Below are 13,908 nucleotides of genomic sequence, written 5' to 3'. Positions count from 1 at the left end.
TGAATCCGCCCGCCCACGAGATCAGCAGGGCGGCCAAGGCGAAATCATCCAGCACGCCGATCACCGGCAGCCATTCCGGGATCACATCCCACGGCGAAACGATGTAGGCCAAGCCCAGCGCGAGGATCAGCTTGACATAACGCGGCGTGTTCTTGGCGCGGAACACCGCCCAGGCGTGTTTGGCCATCAGGGCGGCGCGGGTGAAAGGATTCAGCTGCTTGGGAGACATATGCGCACCGGCTTGGAGATGATTCTTCGGGATATTCACTGTTTTCAGCGCGTTCCTGGCTGTTTCAAGCGTCTCGTCCGCCGCTTCGAGCGTCACGTTTCACGCTTTGAATGCCTCACTCGACGCTTCGAGTGCCTCGCTTGAAGCATCGAATGCTTTGTTTCACGCTTCAAACGTTGCGCTGCACGCTTCAAATGCTTCACTCGACGCTTCGAGTGCCTCGCTTAAAGCGTCGAATGCTTCGTTTCACGCTTCAAACGTTCTGCTTGAAGCGTGAAATGCTTCACTCAACGCTTCGAGTGCTTCGTTTGAAGCATCGAATGACTTGCTTCACGCTTCAAACGTTCTGCTTGAAGCGTCAAATGCTTCACTCGATGCGTCGAATGCCACGCTTGAAGCGTCGAATGAGGCATTTGAAGCGTGCAGCGTGGCGTTGCCAAGGCGGAGCAAAGATCACCATTGCATGGTCAGAATGATTCCAAGGCTGTTTGTGCTCGCGAATGGAGTCAGCCTCGCATCTTTGTACGGCTCCGCGAAATACAAACCGCTGAGCGTGCCGATCACCGCGCCTGCAAGAACGTCTTCAACGTAATGTTTATCCGAATCAATCCTGGTCCAGCCGGTATATGCCGCGCCAATATAGGCTGGAATGCTGTATTCCCAGCCATATCGCTTGTGAATGAAGGCTGCGGCTTGAAATGTTGTTGAAGTGTGGCCGGACGGAAAGGAATGATCGTCTGAATCATCTGGCCGGTCTTTGTGAACAGCATATTTCAAACCTTGCGTCACAGCCTGATTGGCAAGAAAACCTTTTGCGAACTGCCAGCTGCCTTGATAATCCTGCTTGTACACAGTTGAACCAAAGGCTATTGCTGGAATCGCGCCCAGCAAAACATCTCCAGATGTTTCAACAAAATCTGAAGCTGCCGCCAGCTCGGCGGAACAGATGCCGAACGTTCCCGCAGACAGCAAGACTGCTGCTGTTCTCTTCCATATTGTTTTCGAGCGCATGGCTGTTCTCCTGCAAACAAGCAGTGCGAAGAGTGTGATGATTCCTCATCAGCGCACGGCTTTGCTGATGAGATCCTTGTCGAAATAATTGAAATTCATGCCTGCATCCACGACAATGGTTTGACCGTTGATGCCGGAAGAGCGCGGCGAAAGCAGGAAAGCGGCTGCGTCGGCGACTTCTTCGGTGCGCAGGGCCTGCTTGCGGGGAATGATCTGCTCGGCGAAAATGTAGGAGTCGATATAGCCGGGTATGCCTGCCGAGGCTGAGGTTTTCAGCAGGCTGGCCCCGACCGCGTTGAAACGCACCCGTGAAAAGGCCGAGAAAGATTTGGCGAGAAAGCAGAGCGAGGAATCCAAGGCCGCTTTGACCGGAGCCATGTAGCCGTAGTTCTCTGAAGCCATGCGGGTGGTGGAAATGGAGATCGTGACCATTGCAGCATCCTGGTCAAGCAGCTCTTTGAAGTGCTTGGCAATGGCGATGAAGGAGAAGCAGGAGATGTCTATGGCTTGGAGGAAATCCTTTTTCACTGTGGCGTGAAAGGGCTGCATTCCTTCGGAGTAGTTGGCAAAGGCGATGGAATGGACAATGCCCGCAATCGGGCCGCCCACCTGCGCGGCAATCTCATCCCGCACCCGGATGATGTTCGCCTCGTCCTCCACATCGCAGCAGAACACCGGGCTGGCGGGAAAGAGCTTGCGGCAGGTCGCGGCCCGTTCCTCGCTGCGCACGACATGCATCACTTCCGCCCCGGCTTCAAGCAGCGTTTTGCCGATGGCGCAGGCCACGGATTTCTTGTTCGCCAGCCCAAAGACGACGATCTTTTTGCCTGCCAGCTTGAGAAAATCCATATCAAACGCCTCCTCCTTTCAAGGCGCAGGCGAATTCCACCTGCACCGCTGTTTTGCCGCCCACCTGCACGCCGCCTTTGAGAAACCAGGCCGGTCCGACCTGTTCTTTCAAGGCCGCCGAGATTTCAATCAGATCGCCGGGCCGCACCTCACGCTTAAATTTCGCGCCCAGAATGCGCGTCAGCACCGGAACACCCTGCATATCCTGTGTGCCGCGCATGGTTTCGGCAATCAGCAAGGCTCCAGCTTGAAAAACCGCCTCGCAGAGCAGCACGCCCGGCATGATGGGATAGTCAGGATAATGCCCTTTGAAGACATCCAGCTCTGCGGACACCGTTGTTTCCGCACGGATTGCGCTCTCAGTCAGCTCCAGCACCCGGTCAAGCCAGAGAAAAGGCGGGCGGTGCGGAATCCGGGTCATGATGAACTCCCTGTCCATCACAAGCCTCCGGTTATTTCCAAGACCGAGCCGTTGATGTAGGCGGCGTTCTTTCCGGCGAGGAAAAGCACTGCGTCTGCGACTTCTTCTGGTGTGCCGAAGCGGTTTGCAGGCACTAATTTCTTGTATTCCTTCATCTGTTCTTCAGAAAGGTCGTCAATAAAATCCGTGCTGATGAAGCCTGGGGAAACACAGTTGACTGTGATCTTCCGTTTCGCCACTTCTTTGGAGAGCGATTTCATCAGCCCGACTTGCCCGGCCTTGGATGCGGCGTAATTTGCCTGTCCGGCAAAGCCAAGATGGCCCATCGGCGAGGTGATGAAGATGATCCGCCCGTATTTCTGCTTCAGCATCAGCGGAAGGACGAAGCGGCACATGTTATAACCGCCGGTGAGGTTGACATCAAGCACCCGCTGCCAGTCTTCCTGCCGCATCATGGCTAAAACTGCGTCGCGGCGGATGCCGGCATTGTTGATGAGGATGTCAATGGTCTCGAACTGCTCCTCGGTCTCCCGGCAGAAGGTTTCCACGGCCTTGCAGTCGCTGACATCGATTTTATGCAAGCGCAGCCGCCCGTCTGCTTCAGGATGCGCGGCTGCAAAAGCGGCAGCTGCGGCTTCATCGCCGCTGTACAGGCCAAGCACCGTTGCGCCTTGAGCCAGCAGAGCCTCGGCAACAGCCTTGCCTATGCCTTTGGTCGCGCCGGTGACTATGGCTTTTTGATTGATGAAGGTGTTCAAAAGGATTTCTCTTGGTTGTTTGTTCAGCAACAGCCCGTAGTGGAGCTGCAAATCAGAGGCGCAGGCGAGGGCTGTTCCGCATCAATGATGATGGCCGTAATCGCCAAGGAACAGCTCGTGATATTCCTTTTCCGTCAAATGCCGACGCAGCAGGCCGGTGAGATACTCGACCAAGCCGCTGATTTCCTCGTCCGCAAGACGGGAGGGCAGGGCGTTCAGCAGCTCGTCGCGGCTGAAGAGACGGAGAAAAAACGAAAGCGACCGTTCATCGGTCGCCCGGTTCAGGCCGAAGCAGATTTGTTCAAAGCCGCTTTCCGACGGCGGCGGGCTGTTCATCCTTGCAGCACCTTCCAGAAGACTTTGCGGCTTTTAGGCCCGTCGTACTCGCAGAAAAAGATGTGCTGCCACATGCCGAGCCGCAGCTCGCCTTTGGCGATGAACACCGTGACCGTGCTGCCGGTCAGGCTGGCCAGCGCATGAGCAGGCGAGTTTCCCTCAGCATGACGGCAAGGATACGTGCTGGAAATGAGCTGGCGGAAGAGGCCAATCAGATCAAGCCGGACTGACGGGTCGCAGCCCTCGTTGATAGTCAGCCCGGCAGTGGTGTGCGGATTGAAAAGGAACAGAATGCCTTCTTCAATGCCTGCCGTCTTGACTGCCTGCCGGGCGTTGTCGGTGATGTCCACGAACTCCGCTGCGGAATTCGTGGACACTGTGAAAAGACCTGAACGCATCAGTTCTGCAGCTGCCACTGGCCGTAGGAATTGCGGCAGGCGGTGCTGTAAGTGCGCTCGGTGCGGCCGTCAATCACGGCCACGATCTCCGCCTTGCGACAGACCTGATTGTTGGGGCCATTGTAAGCGGGCTGCGGAATAACCTGATACTGATTGCTGGTGTCTGGGTTCGTCCAAGCGACCGGCTGGCCGGAAGGTGCTCTGTCGTAAGCTGACATGAGCTGCTGCTGGTCGTATTTGTCCATTTCGTTGCCGATCGCGTAGCCAAGGATCGCGCCAATTCCGGCACCGAGCAGGGTTGACTGCGTGTCGCGACCGATGGCTTGTCCGGCAAGGGCACCTGCGGCCGCGCCGCCCACGCCGCCCACTTGGGCTTTGTTGCTCAGGCAGGATGAGAGCAGGAGGGTGGAAAGGGCGGCGGCTATAAGGTGTGTCTTTTTCATGAGTTCCTCCAATTGTTTGGTGAGTGGCTCAGCAGGCGGCCTGCCAAAGCAAGGCGGGCTGCTGAAATCTGCTGACAGTTGGCTGAATTATACTCTATGCGGTCTTGCTTTTTCAATCGCAATGCGCTTTTTCCGCCGGAGAGGCGCGACAGGTGAAAAAAAGTTTGACTGGCGCACATTTTAGGCTAATCTGGGAGCCTGCGGCATTTTTCTTCAGCCAGACGACACAGGGAGGCAACCGTGAGAGTGGGGATGGAACCTTTGTCCTTTGTCAGCTCCGCCTTAGCCGGACAGCTGCTCAAGCGGCTGAGCCGCTTGGTCGGAGACCGGGCGCAGGAGTTGAATTTGCTCCGGGATGAGTTCGGCGATCCTGAGGAGCTGGCCCGCTGCTACGTCGAGCCGCATCTTCAGGATCGCTGCCCGGCAGTCCGGCGCAGAAGCGGCTGCCAGACGGTTCCGCGCCAAACGGCCTTTTCTTTGCTCAATCGCTTTCTTGACGGAGGAGTGTCCCGCTGCCGAGACGGCAGTCACCAGCTTTTCCTGCTGGCCGAGGCGGGCGCGGGCAAGACCTCGCTGCTTCTGATGGTCAAGCTGATGCAGCTGGCGGGATTCTGGCCCGCAGGCTGCCGCTGCGAGCTGCTCCGGCTGGGCCGGGACACGCTGGCCCAGCTTGCCGCCATGGACAACAGGTCTGACACTGTGCTGCTGTTGGACGGCCTGAACGAGGACAGCGCGGCACAGAACCGTGTCGGGACGCGGCTGCTGGAGCTGCTGGAGGCTGGCTGGGATTTCCGCCGGGTGATCATCACCTGCCGCACCTTTTTTTTTCCGGACGTGATCTCCGCTCCGCCCGGGCATCTGATCATCCGGGGCATGGCCGGATACAACTGCCCGGTGCTGCATCTCGCGCCTTTGGATGACCGGCAGACGCAGGAGCTGCTGCGCAAGCGGCTGTCCTTGCGTGGCGGCTATCTTGGCCTGCGAAGTTTCAACGCCGCCCGGCAGAGGACGCAGGCTTTCCAGCTTGCCAGTCAGCTTGAGGAGCTGCGCTGCCGGCCTCTGCTGCTTCAGCATATTGAGACCTTGCTGGAGGCGGATGGTGGTGGGCGGTGGAATATCTACACCATGTACGAGGCCCTGCTGCGGCATTGGCTGGAGCATAAGCTGGAACTGCTCAAAGAACAACGGCATGACAGCGGCCTGTGTCTGCCCAATCGTGCCGAGCTGCTCAACGCCTGTGTCCGGGTGGCCCGCTGGATGGAGGAGCAGGGACGGCATGAGATTGCGGAAAAAGATCTCTGGGAGCTGCTCTGCGAGGATGCCAACACCTGCTGGCTGGACCGTTTTGAGGCGGATCCTCTCTCGCTGCTCTGCAAAACCTCGGAACGAGCCTTCCGTTTCCGGCATTCCACCTTCCGCGAATTCCTGCTCGCCTACGCCTTGGTCAACGACCGCCAGCCGCTGACTTTCCCGGTGCGGGCTACAGATCAGCTGCTGCGCTTTCTTGAGCTGGCAGGGGGGCTTGCTCCCCATTCAGGTCGACTTGACCTCTCCGGTTTCAACCTGCTCCGCTATGCTGACAGCTATGGCTCTTTGTTTTCTTGGCAGGATCAACTGACCCGCAAAGGCGGCAGGCCGCCGGTGGCCGGGCCGGAAATGATCATTCTGCCCGGAGGCCGCTTCCGCATGGGGGCGGCCTCAGACAGCGAGCCGGAAAATGCGCGGCCTGCCCATGAGGTGGAGTTGGACAGCTTCGGCATAGGCCGTTATCCGGTCACATTTGCTGAATTTGATGAATTTTGCATGGCCACAGGCCGCGCCAGGCCGCGAGACGAGGGCTGGGGTCGAGACAGAAGGCCAGTGATCAACGTGAGCTGGCAAGATGCGGCGAATTACTGTGAATGGCTTTCCCGGCAGACTGGCAGAAGCTATCGTCTCCCCACTGAGGCTGAATGGGAATATGCCTGCCGGGCCGGAAGCTGCGCCGCCTACTGCTTCGGCGACGATGCCGACCAGCTTGGCCGCTGGGCATGGCATGCGCAGAATTCGGAGCAGCGCACCCAGCCAGTGGGAGGCAGGGAACCGAACGCTTGGGGCCTGCACGACATGCACGGCAATGTCTGGGAGTGGTGCGCGGACTGGTACGTCAAGGATTTCTACACAACGTGGGCAGCCCGCAATCCTGCTGGTGCGGAGCATGGCTCAGGCCGGGTGCTGCGCGGCGGCTCGTGGGACAGCAGCGCGAAATTCGTCACCTCCTATTTCCGCTTCTGCCTCTCGCCGGGACTGCGGATCATCCGGGCTGGATTCCGCGTCGCTCTGGGCGGGTGAAAAGCAATGCTTTTATGTCCCAGCTCCGCGCACGGCAACAGACGCAGAGCGGACCGCTCCAGATAAGCTTTTCTTTTTGGGTTTGCAATCACGAATCTCTGGAAGGATGTCATCGTCCAGCCCGTCTTTCTTAAATTCAAAGACGCAAAAATTTGAGGAATGGACTTCGGCGACAAAGAGTCCGTTTTCTTTTTCAGGCATGATTTTTACACGGATGTAAGGAACAAGCATTCCATTCTTTTTCGATTCCCCGTCATAGCGTTCCGCCAGATTAAAACCAGCCTGCAGAGCGTCCTGCGCTGTTTTTCCATATGCTTTCATGCAGGCGACAGCCTGAGCTGTTGCAAATGAAAATACGACCAAACAAAATATGACAACGAAGACATAATATTTCCTCATAACGCTGCCCTCTCAATCCCTGCTCGCATCATAATTATTATTCTTAACTTTAGCTTAAGGGATAAATGAGCAAGAGTCAATCCGATGAGAAATATTTTTCTTGATCAGCTGCGGCATACGCTGCAAAAAAACAAGGCCCTGAATCCGACATGTTCTCGGATTCAGGGCCTTGTTTCTCGCTGAATTAAAATACGGAAGCCTCAGTTCAGCTCAAAACGCACGGGCACTTTAACCCACATGGCTTTCCGTCTGCCGTCGACCGTTCCAGGCTGAAATCTCCAGCCGCGCACGGAGTTCAAAGCCGCCTTGTCCAAGATGCTGTGGCCGCTGCTGGCAAAGAGGCGGAGATCGGAGACAGAACCGTTTGCGTCAATCAAGGCTTCGATGGTGACGACCCCTTGCAGACCGCGCCGGCGGGCCTGCATCGGGTATTCAGGCGGCGGGTTGCTGGCATAGAGCGGCGCAGCCTCCTGATCGCCTGCGCCAGAAGCGGTGTGGCTGCTGCTTTCCACCTGCTGTTGTCTTCGTGAAGACTGGGCCGCAGCATCACGCTGCCGCCGCTGCGGCTTCTCCCAAACCTGCACCTCGACTGGTTCTGCAACCACCGGCTCAGTCTCGACAAGCTCTTCTGCAACGATCTCTTCCGGCTCCGGCAGGGGCGGCAGCATCTCCAGCGGCCTGAGCGATGCAGGCGCGACTGTTGGCGGCTGTAGCAGCCTGCGGGCCACCCGGCTCTGAGGGGGCGGCAGCTGCTCCAAAGGCTTATGCTGCACCCGATTCAGTTCTTGCACCGGCTTCCTCCGCTTGACCACCTTGCTCTGCGGCGGAGGCAGCGTCTCCAGCGGCTGCTGCGTGACCGGCTTCAGCTCTGGCGGGGGCGGCAGCTCTTTGGCAATGGTCTTTTGCGGCGGGGGAAGGGGAGGGGGCTTCTTCAGGGTGACGACGATCTTCTCCGGCTTGGGCAGCTCAATGGGCCGATGCTCCATCTGCCATGAAAGCAGTGCGCCGTGCAGGGCCAAGGTCAGCAGGCTTGCTGGTAGCAGCCGCTGCGCCGCCTCGTTCATGGAGCCTCCTGAAGCGAGGCTTGCAGGGAGATGCGGGACAGCCCGGCCTGGCTGACGCTGTCGAGCACGCTGTACAAGCTCTGATAGGACACGGTCTTGTCCGCGAAGATTTGCAGGTCAAGCTCTTTGCCCTCAGGCTCCTTCGCCTTTTTCTCCGTCAGAATCTCCCGCAGACGCTCCACGCCGCTGAAGGATTCGCCGCCGTCCACTGAGATGAGCAGCCCGTTTTTGTCAGACAGGATTGTGATGTTCACCGCCTCCTGCATCTCCACTGCCGCGCTGCTGGACTGCGGCAGATCAAGCTGCTTGCCATGATGCACAGCCATAGACATCATGGCGTAGATGAAGAAGACCAGCAGCAGAAAGATGATGTCCATCAGAGGAGTCATCTCAAGACGGACAGGAGCGATGCCTTTCCTGCTCAGCTTCATCGCATGGCCTCCTGCGCTTGATTCTTGCGACAGACCACCTCAAGCCTGGTGGCGTATTTCTCCATGAAGTGGATGGCGTGCTCGACCCGGCTTTTGAAGTAGTTGTACGGAAAGACTGTGGCGATGGAGATGACCAAGCCCGCAACGGTGGTGATCAGGGCTTCGGCGATGCCGCCGGTGACCAGCTTCGGGTCGGCCATGCCGCTGCCGCTCAAGACGCTGAAGGCGGACATGATGCCGGTCACGGTGCCCAGTATGCCGAGCATTGGCGCGACCGTGATAATAGTGTCCATCACCGGCATGAACTGCGACATCCGCTTCACGATCTGCTGGGCCTCGTCCTCCATCGCCTTGGCCATGTCAAAATCGCGGTGCAGGATGCCGGAATGCAGCACGCGCACCACCGGATCCGCGCAGTCCTCAGTCTTCTGCTCGATCAGTGTCCATTCTCCCTGCCGCGCCATGCCCAGCACCTCATCCCGCAGCGGGCGGTTGCGCCGCCTGACTATGCCTGCCCAGAAGAACGTCCGCTCCAAGATGACGGCGGTCACAACGATGGAGCAGGCCAGCAGGGGCCACATGACCCAGCCGCCTTTGTCCATGAGATCCAATATCGCTGCTGTCTGCATGGTTTTCAGTATGATGATGGAGTGATTGCTCAATAGCGGACAGAGAAAGTCAGCATGGCGGAGAACGGGGCACCCTGATAGAAGCTGGCCTGGCCTCCCCGGCTGTCGTCAGAGCCGCTGATGCTGGAGATGTATTCCTTGTCCAGCATGTTGTTCAGTTCCAAGGAGAGCTTCATCTCTTTGCTTTGGAGCAGAGGCGGCAGAAGCCAGCTCATGCGCAGGTCAGCAACAAAGGCGGAGTCCACCTCGTTCTGGTTCTCCGCGTCGGCGTAGCGTTCGCCGAGCCAGCGCAGCATGGGGGCTATCTCAAACTGCCGCCAGTTCCAGATCAGCCCGGCCTTGACCATCCACTCCGGGCTGTCTATGACCTGATTGCCCTCGGTGGGACGGCGTTTGCCTGCGTAGCTCAGATCCTCGTCATAGGTCATTGAAGTCCAAGTCGGATTGACAAAGGCGGTGAGCTGGCTGCTCAGATAGGCGTTCATCTCCAGATCAAGGCCATAGCCGGTGGCCTCGCCCACATTCTGCTGGTAGTTCAGGCCAACGCGGGGATCATAGATGGTGGTCAGCAGATTCTTGTGCTTGCCATAGAAAAGCGTGGGCGCGACCTCAAAGCTGCCGGAAGTCCAGCGCAGGCCAAGGTCAATGATGTCCGCCTGCTCAAAGTCATAGCCGGCAAAGAGGTCTTGCAGGCTGATGCCCTTGGCCAAGAAGGCCGCGCGGTTCTGGCTGTAGATATTGTGCAGGGGCAGATACGAGTAGGGCCTGATGAAGGTCTTGCCGTAGCTGGCGCGGCCTTCCAGCTCATTGCTGAAATGCCAGGCAGCCGCCGCTGTGGGCAGCCAGATATCCAAGGTCTTCTCCTCCTGATCAATATCAGGGGCGCGCTTCAAAGCGTAGGGCGCGGTCTTGTCAGAGATGTAGCCCTTGCTGGCCGCCTCGGTGTAGCGGAAATACTTGAGACCAGCCTGCCAGTCCAATACGCCGCGTGTTCCGGCCAGCTTGACATAGGGGCTGTTGATCCAGCTGTCGTCGTCGCTGACGGTCATGCGGCCATAGCCCCGATATGCAAGGCCGGAGCTGGTGAGGGCGTAGTTCTGGGTGAGGATGCTCGAATCCGCTCCTTCGAGATGATAGCCCAGCGTGCCCTTGACCGCGTCTTGCTCTGTCATGGCTTCAGCGATCAGGCCGGTGTGCTTGATGTCACGCAGCCGCTTCTGCACGCTGGCCGGAGTTCCGGCTGAAGAAGCCCCGCCGGAGGAGGAGGCTCCGGCAGAGGCCGCTGCCGGTGCGACTCCCTGCACTATCTCCGCATCTTCCTGTGTGCGGTAGGGTTTGACAGCGAGCCGCAGGCTGTCTGCGGCCTGCACAGTCAGAATGGCGAGCAGGTCATTGTTCTCGTAGCTGCCACGGTTGTAGCCGTAGTATTCAAAATCCTTCTCCGCCACGCCGGTTCGGGCGGCGTTGAAGTCCTTCTCGTAGTTTGCGGAAAGATTCTGCGTCTCCTTCCAAGTCAGCGGGCGGTACAGGTGCTGGTCAAGGTCATTGTGGTTGCACCAGAGCTTGACCTCGGCCTTTGCGCCAAGCGGCTGCGTCAGCGCGAAGTTGGCATTGTTGCGCGGCCCCAGCTCGCCCTCGCCGCGCCATTTGTCAGCCTGGCTGAAGGAATAGGAGCCGGAGACAGCTGCGCCTGCCTCTGTGACCGGGCCAGAGTCCAAGCGGACATAGCTGCGGGTGTAGCTGTTGGAGCCGAGACCCTGCTTGAAGCGCAGGCCAAAATCGCTGCCGGGCCAGTCAGGCCGCAGCTCGACTGCGCCCCCGCGAGAGCCTATGCCTGTGCCGATGTCGCCGGGTATCGCCCCCTTGTATAATGAGATGCCGCGCATGTTCTCCATGTCATAGAGATAGTCGCGCGGGCCAATGGGATTGCCGCCATGATTGGGCATTCCTTCCACAGTCATTGCGCCCATGGAGCTGCGCACGCCGCGTATGCGGACGCTGCTCATCTCCGCCGCCAGACCGGTGCTGTCCGGGCTTTCAACATTGACACCTGGAAGCATGTCCAAAGCGCTGTGCGCGCTGGTGCTTGCCCGTGCGCCTTGCAGCTCAATGCCTTTCGGCGTGATCTCGCTGCCGGTGTACACCGTCTCACTGGCCTGCATGGACGGGGTGATCAGCTTCTCGCCTGTGACCAGCACCTCCGCCATCTCTGTCTCTGCTGCGGCAGCCTGCGCAGCTGCGGCTGCGACGGCCAGCCCTGCAAGGGCAGCCCGCCGGTATCTCTTCGCCTTCAACGCTCTTCGTCCTTCTGGTGCAATGAATATCTGGATTCCCTTGCGCGGGAATGCTGTTTCTGATCATGGCCTATGCTCCTTCATAAACCATATTCCGCCCGCCCGCGCAATAAGGCGGAAAACTCATTTCTATAGGCAAAAGGCCCAGATGGCTTGGGCAGGAGCGGCCAAATCAGGTCGAATCATGATGCTCCGCCCTGTGCTTTGACCGGCATTCTCAGGGAGAGCGGAACGGTTCTCCGGCCTGCTGGTTTCGCTTCACACGAATCCGCGCTTTTGTATGTTCTCTGAGCCTGCTCATCGTCGGATGGTGAGCCTGCTCATCGTCGGATGATGAGCAGGCTCAGCGTCGGGTGGTGAGCCTGCTCACCGTTGTGCGCTGAGCAGGCTCACGACAGCAACGAATGCACGCATTTGATCGGAGCTGATGCGTGCGGCTCACAAAAAACAAGGAGGAGGGAAGGGGAGGGGAGGTGCAGGTCGGCAGATCAGGCTGGCCAAGGCAATAAAAAAGGGGCAGACACAGAGGTCTGCCCCTACAGCGCATCAGATTAAAACGCGCCGGAAAGCGCGGCTTACGCTTCCTTCCAGTCAGGCCGGAGGTGCAGCTCGGTGAGCTGCTTTCTGGCAACTGAGCCTGGCGCGTCGGTGAGCGGGCAGGTGGCCTTCTGGGTTTTCGGGAAGGCGATCACGTCGCGGATGGAGCTGGAGCCGGTGAGCAGCATCATCAGGCGGTCGAGGCCGAAGGCTATGCCGCCGTGCGGGGGCGCGCCGAATTCGAGGGCGCGGAGCAGGAAGCCGAATTTTTCCTCCGCTTCTTCCGCCGCAATGCCGAGCAGATTGAGCATCTTGGCCTGCATGTCGGTGGTGTGAATGCGGATGGAACCGCCGCCGATTTCGCTGCCGTTGAGGACAAGATCATAAGCCCGGCTGCGCACTTTCAGAGGTTCCGTTTCCAGCAGGGCAAGGTCTTCATCTAATGGCGCAGTGAAGGGATGATGCACCGCAGCGTAGCGTTTGCGCTCGGCATCGAACTCGACCAGCGGGAAATCCGTAACCCAGAGGAAATTATAGACATTGCTGTCCATCAGGCCAAGCCTGCGGCCCAGCTCAAGGCGCAGCTCGGAGAGGACTTGATTGACCACCGCCACGCTGTCCGCGCCGAACAGGATCAAATCGCCCGGCTCGGCGTTGAGTGCCTGGCGCATCGCCTCGATCTCGTTTTCATTGAAGAATTTGGTGATCGGTGACTGCCACTCGTCCTCCTTCACCTTGATCCAAGCCATGCCCTTGGCCCCGAAGCTGCCCGCGTAATTCGTCAAATCATCCAAGTCCTTGCGCGAGAACGTGCCGCAGCCTTTGGCGTTGATCGCTTTGACAATGCCGCCGCCTTCGATGACCGCGTTGAAGACCTTGAAGCCGCAGCCGCGCAGTTTCTCGGTTAAATCAACCAATTCCAAGCCAAAACGGGTGTCCGGCTTGTCGTTGCCATAGCGCGACATGGCCTCCTGATAGCTCATGCGCGGGAAGGGCGGGTTCAGGGCAATGCCGCGAGTTGCCGCGAAAACCTGCTTGACCAGCCCCTCGGCAACAGCCATGATGTCGTCCTCGCCGACAAAACTCAGCTCCAAGTCTATCTGGGTGAATTCCGGCTGGCGGTCGGCGCGCAGGTCTTCATCGCGGAAACATTTGACAATTTGGAAATAGCGGTCCATGCCGCCCATCATCAGCAACTGCTTGAAAAGCTGCGGCGACTGCGGCAGAGCGAAGAATTTGCCCGCATTAACCCGGCTCGGCACCAGATAATCCCGCGCCCCTTCCGGCGTGGAGCGCGTCAGCATCGGCGTTTCGATTTCCAAGAAGCCGTTTTCGCAGAGGAAGCCCCGCGCAGCCTGCGTCGCCGTGTGCCGCATGACGAGGTTGGCTCCGATTTCGGGCCGCCGCAGGTCAAGATAGCGGTATTGCAGGCGGATATTGTCCGAAACCTCGCTGTCTTCGTCCAACGGAAAGGGCGGAGTTTTGCTGCTGTTAAGGATGCGCAGCTCGCTGACCATGATTTCAATCGCCCCGGTCTTCAGCTTCGGGTTTTCCATGTCGCCGGGCCGCGCCTCAACCTTGCCGCGCACCGCCAAAACCCACTCGGAGCGCAGCTGGTGCGCCTTGGCGTGCGGCTCAGGGTTGACTTCCGGGTTGAACACAATCTGAGTGATGCCCCAGCGGTCGCGGAGGTCGATGAAGATAACCCCGCCGTGGTCGCGGCGGCGAAGAACCCAGCCCATGAGAACGACCTCCTGATTCAGGTTGTCGAGGCCGAG

15 protein-coding genes are annotated in these 13,908 nt (G+C 58.8%); 1 reads left to right on the top strand and 14 read right to left on the bottom strand.

Annotation, left to right across the window (positions count from 1 at the left end; all coding sequences use genetic code 11):
* From ACNKID_RS05355 to ACNKID_RS05320, 8 genes are all read right to left on the bottom strand, one after another.
* Positions 1 to 325: YkvA family protein (locus ACNKID_RS05355; RefSeq protein WP_417912401.1), on the bottom strand; the 325-nt coding region annotated here is incomplete at its 3' end.
* 357 nt (positions 326 to 682) lie between these two features.
* Positions 683 to 1,240, bottom strand: coding sequence for a phosphatase PAP2 family protein (locus ACNKID_RS05350; protein WP_417912400.1), 558 nt, complete (start codon positions 1,238 to 1,240; stop codon positions 683 to 685).
* 48 nt (positions 1,241 to 1,288) lie between these two features.
* Complete coding sequence (locus tag ACNKID_RS05345; RefSeq protein ID WP_417912399.1) at positions 1,289 to 2,089, bottom strand: enoyl-ACP reductase FabI; 801 nt, start codon at positions 2,087 to 2,089, stop codon at positions 1,289 to 1,291.
* A 1-nt stretch (position 2,090) separates the two neighbouring features.
* A complete protein-coding gene (locus ACNKID_RS05340) occupies positions 2,091 to 2,528 on the bottom strand; it encodes a 3-hydroxyacyl-ACP dehydratase FabZ family protein (protein WP_417912398.1) in 438 nt (145 codons plus the stop codon).
* Complete coding sequence (gene fabG / locus ACNKID_RS05335; RefSeq protein ID WP_417912397.1) at positions 2,528 to 3,268, bottom strand: 3-oxoacyl-ACP reductase FabG; 741 nt, start codon at positions 3,266 to 3,268, stop codon at positions 2,528 to 2,530. The genes ACNKID_RS05340 and fabG overlap by 1 nt, the downstream gene beginning before the upstream one ends.
* Positions 3,269 to 3,349: 81 nt before the next feature.
* A complete protein-coding gene (locus ACNKID_RS05330) occupies positions 3,350 to 3,604 on the bottom strand; it encodes a hypothetical protein (protein ID WP_417912396.1) in 255 nt (84 codons plus the stop codon).
* The gene (locus ACNKID_RS05325) at positions 3,601 to 4,002 is read right to left on the bottom strand and encodes a secondary thiamine-phosphate synthase enzyme YjbQ (protein WP_417912395.1); all 402 of its coding nucleotides are present in this window, start codon (positions 4,000 to 4,002) and stop codon (positions 3,601 to 3,603) included. The genes ACNKID_RS05330 and ACNKID_RS05325 overlap by 4 nt, the downstream gene beginning before the upstream one ends.
* Positions 4,002 to 4,445 (bottom strand): glycine zipper domain-containing protein, encoded by a 444-nt coding sequence (locus ACNKID_RS05320; RefSeq protein WP_417912394.1) that lies wholly within the window; start codon positions 4,443 to 4,445, stop codon positions 4,002 to 4,004. Before ACNKID_RS05320 ends, ACNKID_RS05325 begins: the two co-directional genes overlap by 1 nt.
* Before the next feature lie 252 nt (positions 4,446 to 4,697).
* Here ACNKID_RS05320 and ACNKID_RS05315 point away from each other — a divergent pair, with 252 nt between their 5' ends.
* The gene (locus ACNKID_RS05315; RefSeq protein WP_417912393.1) at positions 4,698 to 6,776 is read left to right on the top strand and encodes an SUMF1/EgtB/PvdO family nonheme iron enzyme; all 2,079 of its coding nucleotides are present in this window, start codon (positions 4,698 to 4,700) and stop codon (positions 6,774 to 6,776) included.
* A gap of 12 nt (positions 6,777 to 6,788) precedes the next feature.
* Here the strand turns inward: ACNKID_RS05315 and ACNKID_RS05310 are convergent, their stop codons facing one another.
* From ACNKID_RS05310 to aspS, 6 genes are all read right to left on the bottom strand, one after another.
* On the bottom strand, positions 6,789 to 7,175 hold the full coding sequence (locus tag ACNKID_RS05310; protein WP_417912392.1) for a hypothetical protein: 387 nt from the start codon (positions 7,173 to 7,175) through the stop codon (positions 6,789 to 6,791).
* Between the two features lie 200 nt (positions 7,176 to 7,375).
* Positions 7,376 to 8,239: a TonB family protein gene (locus ACNKID_RS05305; protein WP_417912391.1), complete on the bottom strand. Its 864-nt coding sequence runs from the start codon at positions 8,237 to 8,239 to the stop codon at positions 7,376 to 7,378.
* Positions 8,236 to 8,670: an ExbD/TolR family protein gene (locus ACNKID_RS05300; protein ID WP_417912390.1), complete on the bottom strand. Its 435-nt coding sequence runs from the start codon at positions 8,668 to 8,670 to the stop codon at positions 8,236 to 8,238. Before ACNKID_RS05300 ends, ACNKID_RS05305 begins: the two co-directional genes overlap by 4 nt.
* Entirely contained in the window at positions 8,667 to 9,299 is a 633-nt protein-coding gene (locus ACNKID_RS05295; protein ID WP_417912389.1) for a MotA/TolQ/ExbB proton channel family protein, read from the bottom strand. The genes ACNKID_RS05300 and ACNKID_RS05295 overlap by 4 nt, the downstream gene beginning before the upstream one ends.
* 29 nt (positions 9,300 to 9,328) lie before the next feature.
* Positions 9,329 to 11,593, bottom strand: a complete 2,265-nt coding sequence (locus ACNKID_RS05290) for a TonB-dependent receptor (RefSeq protein WP_417912388.1) — start codon at positions 11,591 to 11,593, stop codon at positions 9,329 to 9,331.
* A 575-nt stretch (positions 11,594 to 12,168) separates the two neighbouring features.
* Positions 12,169 to 13,893 carry an aspartate--tRNA ligase gene (gene aspS, locus ACNKID_RS05285; RefSeq protein WP_417912402.1) on the bottom strand — a complete coding sequence of 575 codons (1,725 nt, stop codon included), beginning with the start codon at positions 13,891 to 13,893 and terminating at the stop codon, positions 12,169 to 12,171.
* Positions 13,894 to 13,908 lie beyond the last annotated feature (15 nt).

It is taken from the genome of Candidatus Electronema sp. TJ (assembly GCF_048287355.1).
Lineage (GTDB): Bacteria > Desulfobacterota > Desulfobulbia > Desulfobulbales > Desulfobulbaceae > Electronema.
This window is presented reverse-complemented; position numbering and strand designations above follow the sequence as displayed.